This is a genomic window from Actinomadura meridiana (assembly GCF_039537545.1).
Lineage (GTDB): Bacteria > Actinomycetota > Actinomycetes > Streptosporangiales > Streptosporangiaceae > Spirillospora > Spirillospora meridiana.
In genome coordinates, this window is sequence record NZ_BAABAS010000007.1 from 33,911 (window position 1) to 46,311 (window position 12,401).

General features: G+C 71.1%; 11 protein-coding genes. 4 read left to right on the forward strand and 7 right to left on the reverse strand.

Annotated elements, in window-relative coordinates; translation table 11 throughout:
* Positions 1-24 precede the first annotated feature (24 nt).
* The 3 genes from ABD808_RS18080 to ABD808_RS18090 are packed head-to-tail and all read right to left on the reverse strand — an operon-like array spanning position 25 to position 3,151.
* Positions 25-465, reverse strand: a complete 441-nt coding sequence (locus ABD808_RS18080) for an SRPBCC family protein (RefSeq protein WP_344898077.1) — start codon at positions 463-465, stop codon at positions 25-27.
* A complete protein-coding gene (locus tag ABD808_RS18085; RefSeq protein ID WP_344898079.1) occupies positions 462-1,814 on the reverse strand; it encodes a carotenoid oxygenase family protein in 1,353 nt (450 codons plus the stop codon). Before ABD808_RS18085 ends, ABD808_RS18080 begins: the two co-directional genes overlap by 4 nt.
* Complete coding sequence (locus tag ABD808_RS18090; protein ID WP_344898081.1) at positions 1,811-3,151, reverse strand: MFS transporter; 1,341 nt, start codon at positions 3,149-3,151, stop codon at positions 1,811-1,813. The genes ABD808_RS18085 and ABD808_RS18090 overlap by 4 nt, the downstream gene beginning before the upstream one ends.
* 115 nt (positions 3,152-3,266) lie before the next feature.
* On the opposite strand from ABD808_RS18090, the gene ABD808_RS18095 reads away from it, so the two are divergent.
* Complete coding sequence (locus tag ABD808_RS18095; RefSeq protein WP_344898083.1) at positions 3,267-5,981, forward strand: ATP-binding protein; 2,715 nt, start codon at positions 3,267-3,269, stop codon at positions 5,979-5,981.
* A 338-nt stretch (positions 5,982-6,319) separates the two neighbouring features.
* Positions 6,320-6,907, forward strand: a complete 588-nt coding sequence (locus ABD808_RS18100) for an NYN domain-containing protein (protein ID WP_344898085.1) — start codon at positions 6,320-6,322, stop codon at positions 6,905-6,907.
* A 107-nt stretch (positions 6,908-7,014) separates the two neighbouring features.
* Here the strand turns inward: ABD808_RS18100 and ABD808_RS18105 are convergent, their stop codons facing one another.
* On the reverse strand, positions 7,015-7,686 hold the full coding sequence (locus ABD808_RS18105) for a hypothetical protein (protein ID WP_344898087.1): 672 nt from the start codon (positions 7,684-7,686) through the stop codon (positions 7,015-7,017).
* 98 nt (positions 7,687-7,784) lie between these two features.
* Between ABD808_RS18105 and ABD808_RS18110 the strand changes: the two genes are divergently transcribed.
* Complete coding sequence (locus ABD808_RS18110) at positions 7,785-8,246, forward strand: MarR family winged helix-turn-helix transcriptional regulator (protein WP_344898089.1); 462 nt, start codon at positions 7,785-7,787, stop codon at positions 8,244-8,246.
* A gap of 142 nt (positions 8,247-8,388) precedes the next feature.
* Here ABD808_RS18110 and ABD808_RS18115 read toward each other — a convergent pair whose 3' ends face one another.
* Complete coding sequence (locus ABD808_RS18115; protein ID WP_344898091.1) at positions 8,389-9,213, reverse strand: GntR family transcriptional regulator; 825 nt, start codon at positions 9,211-9,213, stop codon at positions 8,389-8,391.
* Positions 9,210-10,496 carry a homogentisate 1,2-dioxygenase gene (gene hmgA, locus ABD808_RS18120; RefSeq protein ID WP_344898093.1) on the reverse strand — a complete coding sequence of 429 codons (1,287 nt, stop codon included), beginning with the start codon at positions 10,494-10,496 and terminating at the stop codon, positions 9,210-9,212. The genes ABD808_RS18115 and hmgA overlap by 4 nt, the downstream gene beginning before the upstream one ends.
* A gap of 69 nt (positions 10,497-10,565) precedes the next feature.
* Between hmgA and ABD808_RS18125 the strand changes: the two genes are divergently transcribed.
* A complete protein-coding gene (locus ABD808_RS18125; RefSeq protein WP_344898095.1) occupies positions 10,566-11,345 on the forward strand; it encodes an SDR family NAD(P)-dependent oxidoreductase in 780 nt (259 codons plus the stop codon).
* 11 nt (positions 11,346-11,356) lie between these two features.
* Here ABD808_RS18125 and ABD808_RS18130 read toward each other — a convergent pair whose 3' ends face one another.
* A complete protein-coding gene (locus tag ABD808_RS18130) occupies positions 11,357-12,112 on the reverse strand; it encodes an IclR family transcriptional regulator (RefSeq protein ID WP_344898097.1) in 756 nt (251 codons plus the stop codon).
* Between the last annotated feature and the right edge of the window lie 289 nt (positions 12,113-12,401).

A 12,401-nucleotide genomic window follows, 5' to 3' on the forward strand; every position in this document is an offset into this window, starting at 1 on the left:
GGGGGCGGTCTGGAGGCAGCGCCGTCAGCCGCCCTCGCTGGCCTTCCTGAGGTGGTCGAGCCAGGAGGCGAGGGAGCCGTCCAGCGCGATCCGCATGGCCTCGACGTCGGTGCGGACCGGTCCGCCGTCCCACGACTCCTCGGTGTGGACGTGCACCACGCCGTCGCGCTCGTCGAACGTCCACAGGTGGATGCCGGTGATGCCGTGCGCGTCCCCGCCCCAAAGGATGCGGCGCGGACGTTCCACGGCGTACACGGTGGAGGCGATCTCCAGGCCCGCGGTGGTCCACCGGAAGACGGTCCCCGGCCGCAGCGGGTCGTCGACGCGGGCGGCGGTGATCTCGGGCTGCCAGGCGGGCCAGGCGTTGATGTCGGTGTGCCGGGCCCAGACGTGTCCGATCGGGGCGTCGATCGTCGTGGCGCGGCGGACGATGACCGGGGCTTCGGTGTCGATCCCGGTGATCATGACTGGTCCTCCCGCTCGGCGGGTATCCAGGAGCCGTGGATGCCGGACGGCACCCGGCGGGGCAGTTCGACCGCGGCGACCTCGCTCAGGTCGACGGCGTTGAGCACGAGCAGTTCGGACGAGTCGTGCCTCAGGTCGCTGGTGATCGTCAGCAGGTAGCCGTCGTCCTCGGCGGTGGCGCCCTCGGCGGGCACGAAGACCGCCTCGCCCGGCATCACGTCCTGGTGGGCCCGGCGGAGCTGCCGGGTTCCCGTCGCGGAGTCGTATTTGACCAGCGCGAACTCGTCCAGGCCGGTGCCGGGGAACGCGAGCGCGTAGGCGTAGCGGTTGGTGCGGCCGAGGTGGTCCTCGTTGATAGTGGGGAACTCGGTGACCAGGTCGTCGAGCGCCTCCTCCGTCGCCGTGCCCGTGGACGGGTCGAGCGTCCACCGATAGTTGATCGCGCCGGTGACGGGGACGGTGGGGTAGCCGGGCGTGCCCGTCCACCATTTCCAGCTCGACTCCCAGGACGCGCGGTCGTAGCGCGGGCCGTCGAGCACGATGCGTCCGTCGGCGTCCTCGAAAGCGTTGGAGGCGTGCAGGAGCGCACCGGGATTGACGCTGAACCAGACGGGGACGGCCGGGCCTTTGCGGGGCATGACGCCGATGCGCGGCGCGTAGTCGTCGCTCCAGCTGTACGGGATGCCGGAGTGCTCGGACGGGTCGAACACCACCGGCAGGTCGAGCCAGACGACATGGTTCTCGGTGATGGCGAAATCGTGCATCAACGAGGGTCCGGCGCCGTTGACGACCTCCGTCCGGACCAGCTCACCGGCGGCGGACGCGACGTAGTACACCAAGTGCGGCGGGACGGGCGAGTAGGCGAAGAAGTGCAGTTCACCGGTGACCGGGTCCTGTTTGGGGTGTGCGGTCATCGCGGTCTTGAGCTTGCCGCCGAAGTCGAACGGGCCGACGGTGTCGAGTTCGCTGGTGACCTCGAACGGCAGGTTCGCCTCCTGGAGGGCCAGGTAGCGTCCGGCGTGCTCGATGACGTGGGTGCCCGCCACGCTGGCGGTCAGGTCGAGCGACCCGTCCGCGCGGATGAGGGGCGCGTCGTCCTCGAACGCCGGGGTGTGCACCCAGCGGTTGCGGTACCACTCGGCGCGGCCGTCCCGCAGCCGGACGCCGTGCAGCATCCCGCTGCCCCGGAACCAGTGCGACGGGGTGATGCCCGGCTTCGGGTTGTGGCCGTTGCGGAGGTACCGGCCGTCCAGCTCCGGCGGGAGGTCGCCCCTGATCCGGAGTTCGGTCGCGGTCGTCTCGTCGGTCACCGGGGTGTAGTGGCCGCTGATGTACGGCGCGGGTGTCATGACGTGGGTTCCTTTCGGGAGATGGCGACGATGGACAGCAGTGCGATCAGGAGGGCGAGTGCGGCGGTCGTCAGGAACGCGGGCCCGTACCCGCCACGGTCGGAGATCGCGGTGAGCGCGGCCAGCCCGACCGCCCCGCCGATCTGCCGGGTGGCGTTGACCAGGCCCCCGGCCAGCCCCGCGTCGGCGGCCGGTACGCCCGCCGTGGAGAGCGCGGTGAGCTGGACGAACGCCGTCCCGACCCCCGTGCCGATCAGCAGCGACGGGCCGAGCAGGGTGGGCAGGAACGAGCCGTCCGCCGGGACGGGCGACAGCCACGCCAGCCCCACCGCGAGCAGCAGCAACCCGGTGGCGAGGACGACGCGCGGCGGGAACCGTCCGGCGAGCCGGGGCGCGGCCCACGACGACACGGTGATCATCAACGCGAGCGGCAGCTGGGTGGCGCCGACCTCGACGGGGCCGTAGCCGAGCGTCCGCTGCTGGTAGAGCGGCAGGAAGAAGAACAGGCCGAGCCACACCGCGCCGAGCAGCGTCATCAGGACGTTCGCGGCGGTCACCGACCCGACGCGGAGGATCCGCGCGGGCAGCAGCGGATCGGCGGCCCGCCGTTGCAGCACCACGAACCCGACCAGCAGCAGGACGCCCGCCGCGACCGCGACCCACCTCCCGTCGGACAGCCCGTAGGTCAGGGCGACGAGCCCGGCCGTCGCGGTGACCGAGCCGGGGACGTCCAGGCGTCCACCGCGCGGACGGTCGGCGGGCAGCAGCAGCCAAGTGGCGACCAGCACGGCGACCGCGCTGGGCACCATCAGGAAGAACACCGCGCGCCACCCGAACGCCCCGGTCAGCAGGCCGCCGAGCAGGACCCCGGCCGCGCCGCCCGCCCCCGACACCGCGCCCCACACGCCGAGGGCGGCGCCGCGTCCCCTCGCGTCGGTGAACCGGGTCAGCACCAGCGCCAGCGCGGTCGGCGCCAGCAACGCGGCTCCCACACCCTGCACGGCCCGCGCCGCGATCAGCGTGCCCGCGCCCGGCGCCAGTCCGGCGGCGAGCGACGACACCGCGAACAACGCGACGCCGGACAGGAACACGCGACGCAACCCGAAGACGTCCCCGGACCGTCCGCCGAACAGGAGCAACGCCCCGAACACGAGCACATAGGCGTTGACGACCCACGACAGCCCGGCCGAGCCGAGCCCGAGCCCGGTCCTGATCTGCGGGAGCGCCACGTTGACGATCGACGTGCTCAGCACCACGAGGAACTGGGCGGTCGCCAGCACCCCGAGTGCCAGCCATGGGCTGGACCGTCCTGCGGCCACGGTCTGCGCGCTTCTCATAACGCAAAGATCGCGCCGGGACGTCGTCGTTCGCGTCGGTGGAAATCACCTAGACGGCCGCCGATCCCGCCTAGGTGAGGCGGCGGCAGGGAGGCGATCATGACACTGTTGGGTCATGCGCGGCGGAATCGGGCGACCACCCTGGGAGAGCACCCCCATGCTCGGCCGGGGGGAGGAGACCCGGCGGCTGGCCGCCCTGATCGCCGCCGGACGCCGTGGCGAGGGCGGAGCGCTGGTCCTGCGCGGAGAGGCGGGCATCGGCAAGAGCGCCCTGCTCCGGCACGCGGAGTACATGGCGTCCGGGTTCCGGGTGATGCGGGCGTCCGGGGCGGAGTTCGAGATGGAGCTGCCCTACGCCGCGCTGCACCAGCTGTGCGCGCCGGTGCTGGAGCATCTCGGAGCGCTGCCCGTCCGGCACCGAGGGGCCCTGGAGGTCGCGTTCGGCTTGGACACCGGTACTCCTGACCCGTTCCTGGTCGGCATCGCCACGTTGGGGCTGCTCGCGGAGGCGGCCGGAGACCGTCCGCTGCTCTGCGCGATCGACGACGCCCAATGGCTGGACCAGGCCTCCGCGCGGGCGCTCGCCTTCCTCGCCCGCCGGGTCGGCGCCGAGGAGATGGTCGTGCTCGCCGCGACGCGTCCGCTGGACGGGCCGTCCGACCTCGACGGACTCCCCGGCCTGACCGTCGCGGGACTGAGCGAGGACGACGCGCGCGCCCTCCTGGCGGCCGAGGTGCGGGCCCCGCTGGACGAGCGCGTCCGCGACCGCGTCCTCGCCGAGGCGCGCGGCAACCCGCTGGCGCTGCTGGAACTGCCCCGCGGTGTCGGCCTGACCGGCATGGCGGGCGGCTTCGTCCCGCCCGACGCCGCGCCCCTGACCGGACGGATCGAACGCGGCTACCAGGCCCGCCTGGAACAACTGCCCGAACCGGCCCGCCAACTGCTCACGGTCGCCGCCGCCGAACCCACCGGCGACCCGGCCCTGCTGTGGCGGGCCGCCGAGATCCTGGGCCTGGACGCGTCGGCCGCCGGACCGGCGCAGGCGACGTCCCTCGTCGAGTTCGGCGCCCGCGTCCGCTTCCCGCACCCGCTGGCCCGCTCGGCCGTGTACCGCGCCGCCGACCCCGAACAGCGCCGCGCCGCGCACCGCGCCCTCGCGGCGGCCACCGACCCCGACACCGACCCCGACCGCCTCGCCTGGCACCGCGCCCTGGCCGCCGCCGGACCGGACGCGGACGTGGCGGCCGAGTTGCAGCGCTCCGCGGCGCGGGCCTGGGCCCGCGGGGGAGTGGCGGCCGCCGCGGCGTTCCTCGAACGATCCGCCGCGCTGTCGATCGACGCGGAGTCGCGCGTCGAACGCGGTCTCGACGCCGCCCACGCCAAGTTCGACGCGGGGGCCTTCGACGTCGCGTCCGACCTGCTCACCGGCATCCAGACGGGCCCGCTCACCGAACTCCACCTGGCCCGGATCGACCTGCTGCGCGGCCGCCTGTCGTTCGTCCTGCATCGCGGCGGTGAGACGCCCACCACCCACGTGCTGCGCGCCGCCCGACGCTTCGCCGCCGTGGACCCGGCCCGCTCCCGCGCCTGCTACCTGGACGCCATCGAGATGGGCGTCCTCATCGGCGGCGGCCTCCGAGACATCGCGACCGCCGCCCGCGAGGCACTCCCACCGGCCCCGCACCACAGCACCGACACCGTCCTGGACGCCACGGTCGCGCTGATCCTGAACTCTGACGGCCGTTCGGCACTGCGGTCGGTCGTCGCCGACGTCCACGCTCCCGTGTGGAGCCGCCACCCCTCCTTGGGGATGCTGCTCGCGACAGAACTGTGGGACTTCGACGCCATGATCGGCCTCGCGTCCCACACCGTCACCACGGGCCGGGAAACGGGCTCGTTCCACGCCCTCCCCATCGGCCTGGCGATGCTGGGCGCCGCCTCCGCGCACGCGGGCGACTTCGCCACCGCCATGGGCATGATCACCGAAGGTGAGACGGTCGCGGACGTCACCGGTGCGGCGCCGCTGGTGTATCCGCGCGTCCACCTCGCCGCCCTGCGCGGACGCCGCGACGAGGCCACCCAACTCTTCGCGGAGGTCCTCGCCGCGGACCAGCGCATGACCCTGAGCGTGCACTGGGCGAACGCCGTCGTCCACAACGGCTTGGGCGACTACCGCACGGCGTTCGAGTCAGCCCGCCAAGCCATCGTGGACGACGACCTCGGCCTCACCGGGTTGGCGCTGGCCGAACTGGTCGAAGCCGCCGTCCGCTGCGACGAGCCCGAAACAGCGGCCGAAGCCCTGGACTCGTTGACCGAACGCACCCGAGCCGCCGCCACCCCGTGGGGCCTCGGCGTGGAATGCTGCGCCCGCGCCCTCGTCACCGGCGACGAGGACGCCTACCGCCAGGCCATCGACCGCCTGGACGGCAGCCGCACCGCCGTCCAACGTGCCCGCGCGCACCTCCTGTACGGCGAATGGCTCCGCCGCGAGGGCCGCCGCCGCGACGCCCGCGACCACCTGCGGACCGCGCACGAAAGCCTCTCCTCCATAGGCTCCGAGGCCTTCGCCGCCCGTGCCGCGGGCGAACTGCGCGCGACCGGCGAACGCGCCCAGGCCCGAGCCCCACACAGCTATGACCGCCTCACCATGCAGGAGGTCCACATAGCCCAACTGGTCGCCACGGGCGCCACCACCAAGGACGTCGCGGCCCGCCTGTTCCTCAGCCCCCGCACCATCGACGCCCACCTGCGCAACATCTTCCGCAAGCTGGACATCACTTCCCGGCGCGAACTGCGAAACCTTCCCGAGCTCCAGGACCGCCCCCGCTGATCAGCGAAGGGCGTCGTCCATGGGGAGCGGCTCGACGTCAAGCCGTCCCGGCGCGGGCTCGACGACCGGGACCCGCCGCACCGTGACCAGGACGGGCAGCACGAAAAGTAGGTGCCTAAGCAATAGTAAGCAGCCCCTCGCAGACAGAGCCCCCATCGGCGACGTTACGTAAGTGCCAGACAACAGACGGTGTCGACGGCTACGCTGGGCCCGCCCGCGTAGGGGTGGTGGGCCCCAGAAGCCAGCGTTTGACGCTAGCGACTGAGCCCAGTAGACTCTAACCATTACTCCCCGCCGATCCTCCGGGACGGCGGGGCTTTCTTTTTTGGAGAGCCTCGGTGAGCGAGCGAGTAGCTCTGTTCCTCGATTTCCAGAACGTCCACTTGGTTGGACATGGGCTTTTTGAGAGCTTTGGCACTCCGCCTTATTGCTGCGTCCCCGATCCGGTGCGGCTCGCGGCCATCATCCAGGAACGTCGTCTTCGGACGAGCCAGGTCACCGACGTCCGCGTCTACCGGGGAAGACCTGATCCTCATCACCAACCGACGCCATCGTCGGCCAACGACGCCCAGGCCGCAGAGTGGTCGCGTGATCCTCGGGTCGATGTGATCCGTCGCCTGCTGAACTATCGCGGTTGGCCCAAGGAGCCGCCGCACGAGAAGGGCATCGACGTCGCCATCGCCGTCGATCTCATGCACCTCGCCTTCCGCGGGGAGCACGACGCTCTAGTGCTCTTCTCCGGGGATACGGACCTCATGCCGGCCATCGAGGCGATCAAGCAACTCCGGCTGTGCCATGTAGAGGTCGTCTGCTGGGCGGGCCACAGACCGCTACGGTTCCCGAACTCGCGACTGCCCTACTGCCACTTCCTCAGCAGGGACGACTGGACCAACGTCGTCGACGACTGGAGCGACTTTCGCTCGTAAGCGTCGCTAGGCCTGCCGAAAGACGTCACGCTCGCTGTGCCCGTGGACGAGTGCGTCCGACACGGCGGAGGTTCGTCCGGCGCCACGAGAGGCCCGCCGTCCTCGCGTTAACGGTCATCGCCGTGCGTCGTGACCCGGCTGACCTGGGGAAGCCGCTGGTCCGTCGGCGAGGTCGGTGCCATCCGACTGACGGCATCCGGGACGGGACCAACCGTGAACACGCGCACGGACGACCCGACGGTGACACCGGCGAAGGACGCTTCGGACGGCACCTGATCTGGAAGCGAAATGGCGTGGGACCCGGCGTCGAGTCGGCCGTCGAACACGCGCGTCGACGCACTCTTGGGCTCCGGCGGGACGAAGGAGGTCATCCACCATGCCTCAACGGCGACGTTGACGAGCCCGTCGAGCGTCAACTGCACCGAGCGTTGTACGGCGTCATAAACGACTTCGCCACCGCCGGGCCGTTCAGGCGAGGTGGCGGCTTGGACCTGGGCGGCGATGAGGCCCGCGATCCCGGTGAGCCCTTGGAGGAAGCTCACGTGCGGATTGCGTTGGGAGATGTCCTCGCGCAGCCGTCGCTTCGTGTCAGCGGGGACCATCCCGCCGAAGACCAGCAGGTCGAGATCGGCGACGTCATAGTCGCCGAGAACCTGGTCGAACTGGTTCGTGGCGTCCGCGGAAAAGCCCTTGGCCCGCAGAATGTCGACGGTGGCGAGAAGCACGCTCGGACTGCGGCCGACGATCAGGACCCGCGCGGATCCTGGCGATGTGTTCATTGTGAGTCTCCTTGACGGGCCGTGGACCACGGCCGATTAATGTTGGTGTCACCAACATAGCGAGTGTTGGCTCGACCCACAATGGCTATGCTTGGAGCGTGCCCACGCCCCAGCACGACGGCGGCCGTGTTCCGACGCGGCTCGACGGACGCGCGACCTGGCTCGTCAGCCGCGCGTACGCGCGCTCCTCGGGGCTCCTCGGCTCCGGTTTCGAGACCCACGGCCAAGGCCTGCGCAGCTACCACTACCGACTCCTCGCCGCCCTGGAGGAATGGGGGCCCGCGAGTCAGGCCGACCTCGGCCGCAAGACCGGCATCGACCGCAGTGACGTGACCGCCGCCCTGACCGACCTCGAGTCACACCACCTGATCGAGCGCTCCGTCGACCCCGCACACAAACGCCGGAAGATCGTCACGATCACCGCGGACGGCGTCCAACGGCTCCTCGAACTCGACAAGGTCATCGACGGCGTCCAGGACGAGTTCCTCGCACCCCTGACACCCGCCCAACGCCGCCAACTCATCACCCTGCTCTCCCGCCTCATCAACCCACAACACTGACCCGGCTCGACGCGCGCCGAGGACAACGCCTGCGGTCAAGCCAGTTGTTAGGGGATGTGGTGGGTTTGGTGGTCGTCGTGAAGGCGTGCAAGTGGGAGGCGGCCTGGGGGCCGTTCTGTAGCACCAAGGAGACGGAGACCGTCTACTTCTGACGAGGGTTACGGGGGCGTGATGGAGGGGCGGGGGCCGGCTCCTCCATCGTCCGTTCCTCGTCCGGCGGGCCGAGGGTGAGGGTCAGGGCGAAGCGGAAGCGGTCGGCGCGGTAGTGGATGAGGGCGACGTCCACGACGGTGCCGTGGGCGTCGTAGGTGAGGTTGCGGGACAGCAGGACGGGGGTTCGCGGTTCCACGTCCAGGAGTTCCGCGATCTGCGTGTTGGCGGCGGTCGCCTGGATCTCGTTGTCGATGCGGCTGAGCTTCAGGCCGAGATCGTCGCGGAGGAGTTGGGTCATCGAGCCCGTCTGGAGGCTCGCGGGCGAGATGCGCGTGCCGATGTCTTGGGGAAGGTAGTTCTTCGCGTAGCTCAGGGGCGCGCCGTCAGCGAGGCGGAGGCGTTGGAACTCGACGACCTCGCTGGCGCCAGGGTAGGCGTCGCGCAGGTCGTCCGGTACCGACGTGATGGCCCGGGACAGGATCGTTGTTTCGTCGCTGGCCTGCTGGTGGACGACGTCGTCCAGCGAACCGGTCAGATGCAGTGGCCTTGACTGGACGTCGCGGGCCGTCAGGAACGTGCCGTGCCGCCGCCTGCGGGTGAGCAGGCCCTCGGTCTCCAGAGCGGTCAGCGCCTGCCGGACGGTCGACACGCTCACCGCGTAGTGCCGGGCCAACTGGATCTCCGTCGGCAGCCGGACCGGGGCGCTGGACGTGTTCCGCGCCGCGAACTCGCGAAGGCTCTCGGCGACCTGGACCCACAGCGGGAGCCGGTGGTCGGCCGCCTGCGAGAGCGGCTGGAGGCCTTCGAGCGTCATGGGCGGGTGAAGTGCGGGCGCAGCCCGTTCCAGACGGCGTCGTAGTCGGGTTGGAGGGTGGGGCTGGACGCGGCGTGTTCGGTGAGCCGGATGATCCATCGGCTCTCGAACATGAACGCCAGCGTATCGTCCAGCTTCTGCGGGACCAGTTCGGCGGTGCTGGCCCGCGCGTAGGTGTCGGCGTCCGGGCCGTGGGAGGTGAAGCTGTTGTGCAGGCTCGCGCCGCCCGGCAGGAACCCCTCGGCCTTCGCGTCGTACACGCCCCGGACGAGGCCCATGAACTCGCTCATGATGTTGCGGTGGTACCAGGGCGGACGGAACGTGTTCTCGCCGACGAGCCAGCGCGGCGGGAAGATCACGAAGTCGGCGTTGGCGAGGCCGGGGGAGTCGGTCGGCGAGGTCAGCACGGTGAAGATCGACGGGTCGGGATGGTCGTGGCTGATCGTCCCGATCGCCATGAAGTTCGCCAGGTCGTACTTGTACGGGGTGTGGCTGCCGTGCCAGGCGACGACGTCCAGCGGTGAGTGGTCGTAGTCGGCGGCCCAGAGGGTGCCGCCGAACTTCTGGACGACCTGGACGTCCCGCGCCCCTTCCTCGTAGGCGGCGGTCGGGGCGAGGAAGTCGCGCTCGTTGGCCAGCCCGTTCGAGCCGATCGGCCCGCGTTCGGGCAGCGTGAACGGCGCCCCGTAGTTCTCGCAGATGTAGCCGCGGACGGGGCCCGTGACTTCGACGCGGAACCTGATTCCGCGCGGCACGACCGCGATCTCTCCCGGCGCGACCCGGAGGCGGCCAAGCTCGGTGTGCAGGTGCAGGTCGCCAAGCTGCGGGACGATCAGGAACTCGCCGTCGGCGTTGACGAAGTACCGGTCGGTCATGGACGTGTCGGCCCGGTACCAGTGCACGCCGATCCCGGCGTGGGTCAGCGCGTCGCCGTTGCCGCCGATGGTGAACAGGCCGTCGACGAAGTCGGTCGGGGCGTCGGGGAGGGCGATCGGATCCCACCGAAGGCGGTTCGGGCCGGTGACCGCGTTGGTGAACGGCGCGGTCCGCAGCAGCCCGTCGGGGACGCGGCGGAACGGCGGATGCTTCGCCGACGGGGTGATGCGGTAGAGCCAGGTGCGGCGGTTGACCGCGCGCGGCTGCGTGAACGCGGTGCCGCTGATCTGCTCGGCGTAGAGGCCCAGAGGCGCCTGTTGCGGGGAGTTCCGCCCCTTCGGGAGCGCTCCTTCCACCGCCTCGCTGACGTGCTCGTTCCCGAACCCGGACAGGTAGCTCAGACCCATGGCGTCCCTCCCGGACGACGGTTACATCTGATTGATATGCTCAAACATATCATTGAGGAGGACGGGCCCATGGCGGAGCTCAGGCGGGGCGGCCTCGGCCGCTACGAGGTGGCGGGACGGATCGTCGTCGTGGCGGGCGGCAGCGGTGGGATCGGCGCGGCCTGCGCGCGGGTGTTCGCGGAGGCCGGGGCGACGGTCGTGGTCGGGTACCACGGCGGCGCCGACCGCGCCGCGCGGGTCCGGGACGATCTTCCCGGGACGGGCCACGAGATCATCCGGCTGCCGCTGGAGGACAGCGCGACGCTGGCCGAGGCCGCCCGTTTCGTGGCGGAACGACATGGGCGGTGCGATGTGCTCGTCAACGCCGCCGGTGTGACGGCCGCGGTTCCGCACTCCGACCTGCGGGCCCTGGACGACGAGACGTTCGACCAGATCCTGCGGACCAACGTGCGCGGCTCGTTCGCGCTGGTCCGTGAGTTCGCCGACGTCCTCAAGGCGCGGCCCGACGCGGACGCGGTGGTCGTGCACGTCTCCTCGGTGTCCGGGTCGACCGGGCTCGGCAGCAGCATCGCGTACTGCGCGTCGAAGGCGGCCATGGACGTGATGACGGTGTCGCTGGCGCGCGTCCTGGCACCCGAGGTCCGGGTGGTCGCGGTCGCGCCCGCCGCCGTCGACACCGACTTCGTGCCGGGCCGGGACGCGGCGGCCATCGAACGGCAGGCGGCGGGAACGCCGCTGCGGATCGTCGCCGACCCGCAGGACATCGCGTTGTCGGTGCTCGGCGCCGTCACGCACCTGCGGCTCGCGACGGGCACGAGCATCGTGGTGGACGGCGGTCGGCACCTCTAACCCCGGGGTCGTCAACCGGCGACCGAGTCGGAGGCGGGCGGGATGCCGGCGGGCTGGGACGCCGCCCGCAGCAGCACGCCCATCTCCGCGGCCGCGGTGAGCAGGTCGTCCAGGTGCGCGGTCATGTTCGCGGTGCGGGTCGCCGGGACGAGGATCGCCACGCTGGCGACGACCGTGCCGCCGCCGTCGAGCACCGGCGCGGCGGCGCCGTGGACGCCGTGCTGCAACTCGTCGAACGAGAGGGCGTAGCCGAGGTCGCGCACCTCGCGCAGCCGCGTCCGCGTCCGGTCGGCGTCCGGCTGGTCGCGCAGGACGGCGTCGATCGTCTTGTCGTCCATGAACGCGAGCATCGCCCGGCCGCTCGCGCCCCGGTGCAGGGCGTGCCGCGAACCGGACGGATGGTCCACCCTCAGCACGTGGTGGTCGGCGACGATCTGCTCGATCACCACCGCTTCGGAGCCCTCCGGCGCGTGCATCACCACGGTCTCGCCCGCCGTCTCGAGGAGCCGCGTCATCGCGGGACGGGCGATGGCCCGCAGGTCGGGGGCCGCGTTCCTGGCGAGGTAGCGCAGCGTCCCGCCGAGCGCGAAGGTGCGGTCGCGGCGCTCGACGAACCCGCGGCCCTGGAGCGTGGTCAGGATCCGGTGCACGACGGTGCGGTTGACGCCCAGCTCGCGGCCGAGCGAGGCCGCGGTGGCCGGACCGCCCTCGCCGAGGACGATCAGGGTGCGCAGAGCCAGGTCCGCGGTCTTGGAGATCTCACTCATCGCGCTGCCTCACGTCCGGTGCCTCCTCGTGTCCGGGGGCGGCGAGGGGCGCCGCGCCTCTCCGACCCTGGCGTCACCGGTGTCCCGGCGCAACATTGGATCAACTTCGGTGCGATCCGTCCGAATATAGAACGCCGCTCGCTCCGGGGCCAGTGGCGTGTTCCCGCTGGTATCGTCCGATTTTGTCGCGTCCGCACCGTTGACATCCCGACATCGTAGACCTAAGTTACCCGTTAATCGAACAGCTTGGTTCCTTTAATCGGACGTTTTCGGAACGTCGCGGAGGTGG

What these genes read in the sequence shown, in the direction of transcription:
- hmgA (WP_344898093.1), bottom strand. Translation starts at nt 10,496, where the DNA reads ATGGGTCTGAGCTACCTGTCCGGGTTCGGGAACGAGCACGTCAGCGAG.
- ABD808_RS18090 (WP_344898081.1), bottom strand. Translation starts at nt 3,151, where the DNA reads ATGAGAAGCGCGCAGACCGTGGCCGCAGGACGGTCCAGCCCATGGCTG.
- ABD808_RS18130 (WP_344898097.1), bottom strand. Translation starts at nt 12,112, where the DNA reads ATGAGTGAGATCTCCAAGACCGCGGACCTGGCTCTGCGCACCCTGATC.
- ABD808_RS18095 (WP_344898083.1), top strand. Translation starts at nt 3,267, where the DNA reads ATGCGCGGCGGAATCGGGCGACCACCCTGGGAGAGCACCCCCATGCTC.
- ABD808_RS18085 (WP_344898079.1), bottom strand. Translation starts at nt 1,814, where the DNA reads ATGACACCCGCGCCGTACATCAGCGGCCACTACACCCCGGTGACCGAC.
- ABD808_RS18080 (WP_344898077.1), bottom strand. Translation starts at nt 465, where the DNA reads ATGATCACCGGGATCGACACCGAAGCCCCGGTCATCGTCCGCCGCGCC.
- ABD808_RS18125 (WP_344898095.1), top strand. Translation starts at nt 10,566, where the DNA reads ATGGCGGAGCTCAGGCGGGGCGGCCTCGGCCGCTACGAGGTGGCGGGA.
- ABD808_RS18115 (WP_344898091.1), bottom strand. Translation starts at nt 9,213, where the DNA reads ATGACGCTCGAAGGCCTCCAGCCGCTCTCGCAGGCGGCCGACCACCGG.
- ABD808_RS18105 (WP_344898087.1), bottom strand. Translation starts at nt 7,686, where the DNA reads ATGAACACATCGCCAGGATCCGCGCGGGTCCTGATCGTCGGCCGCAGT.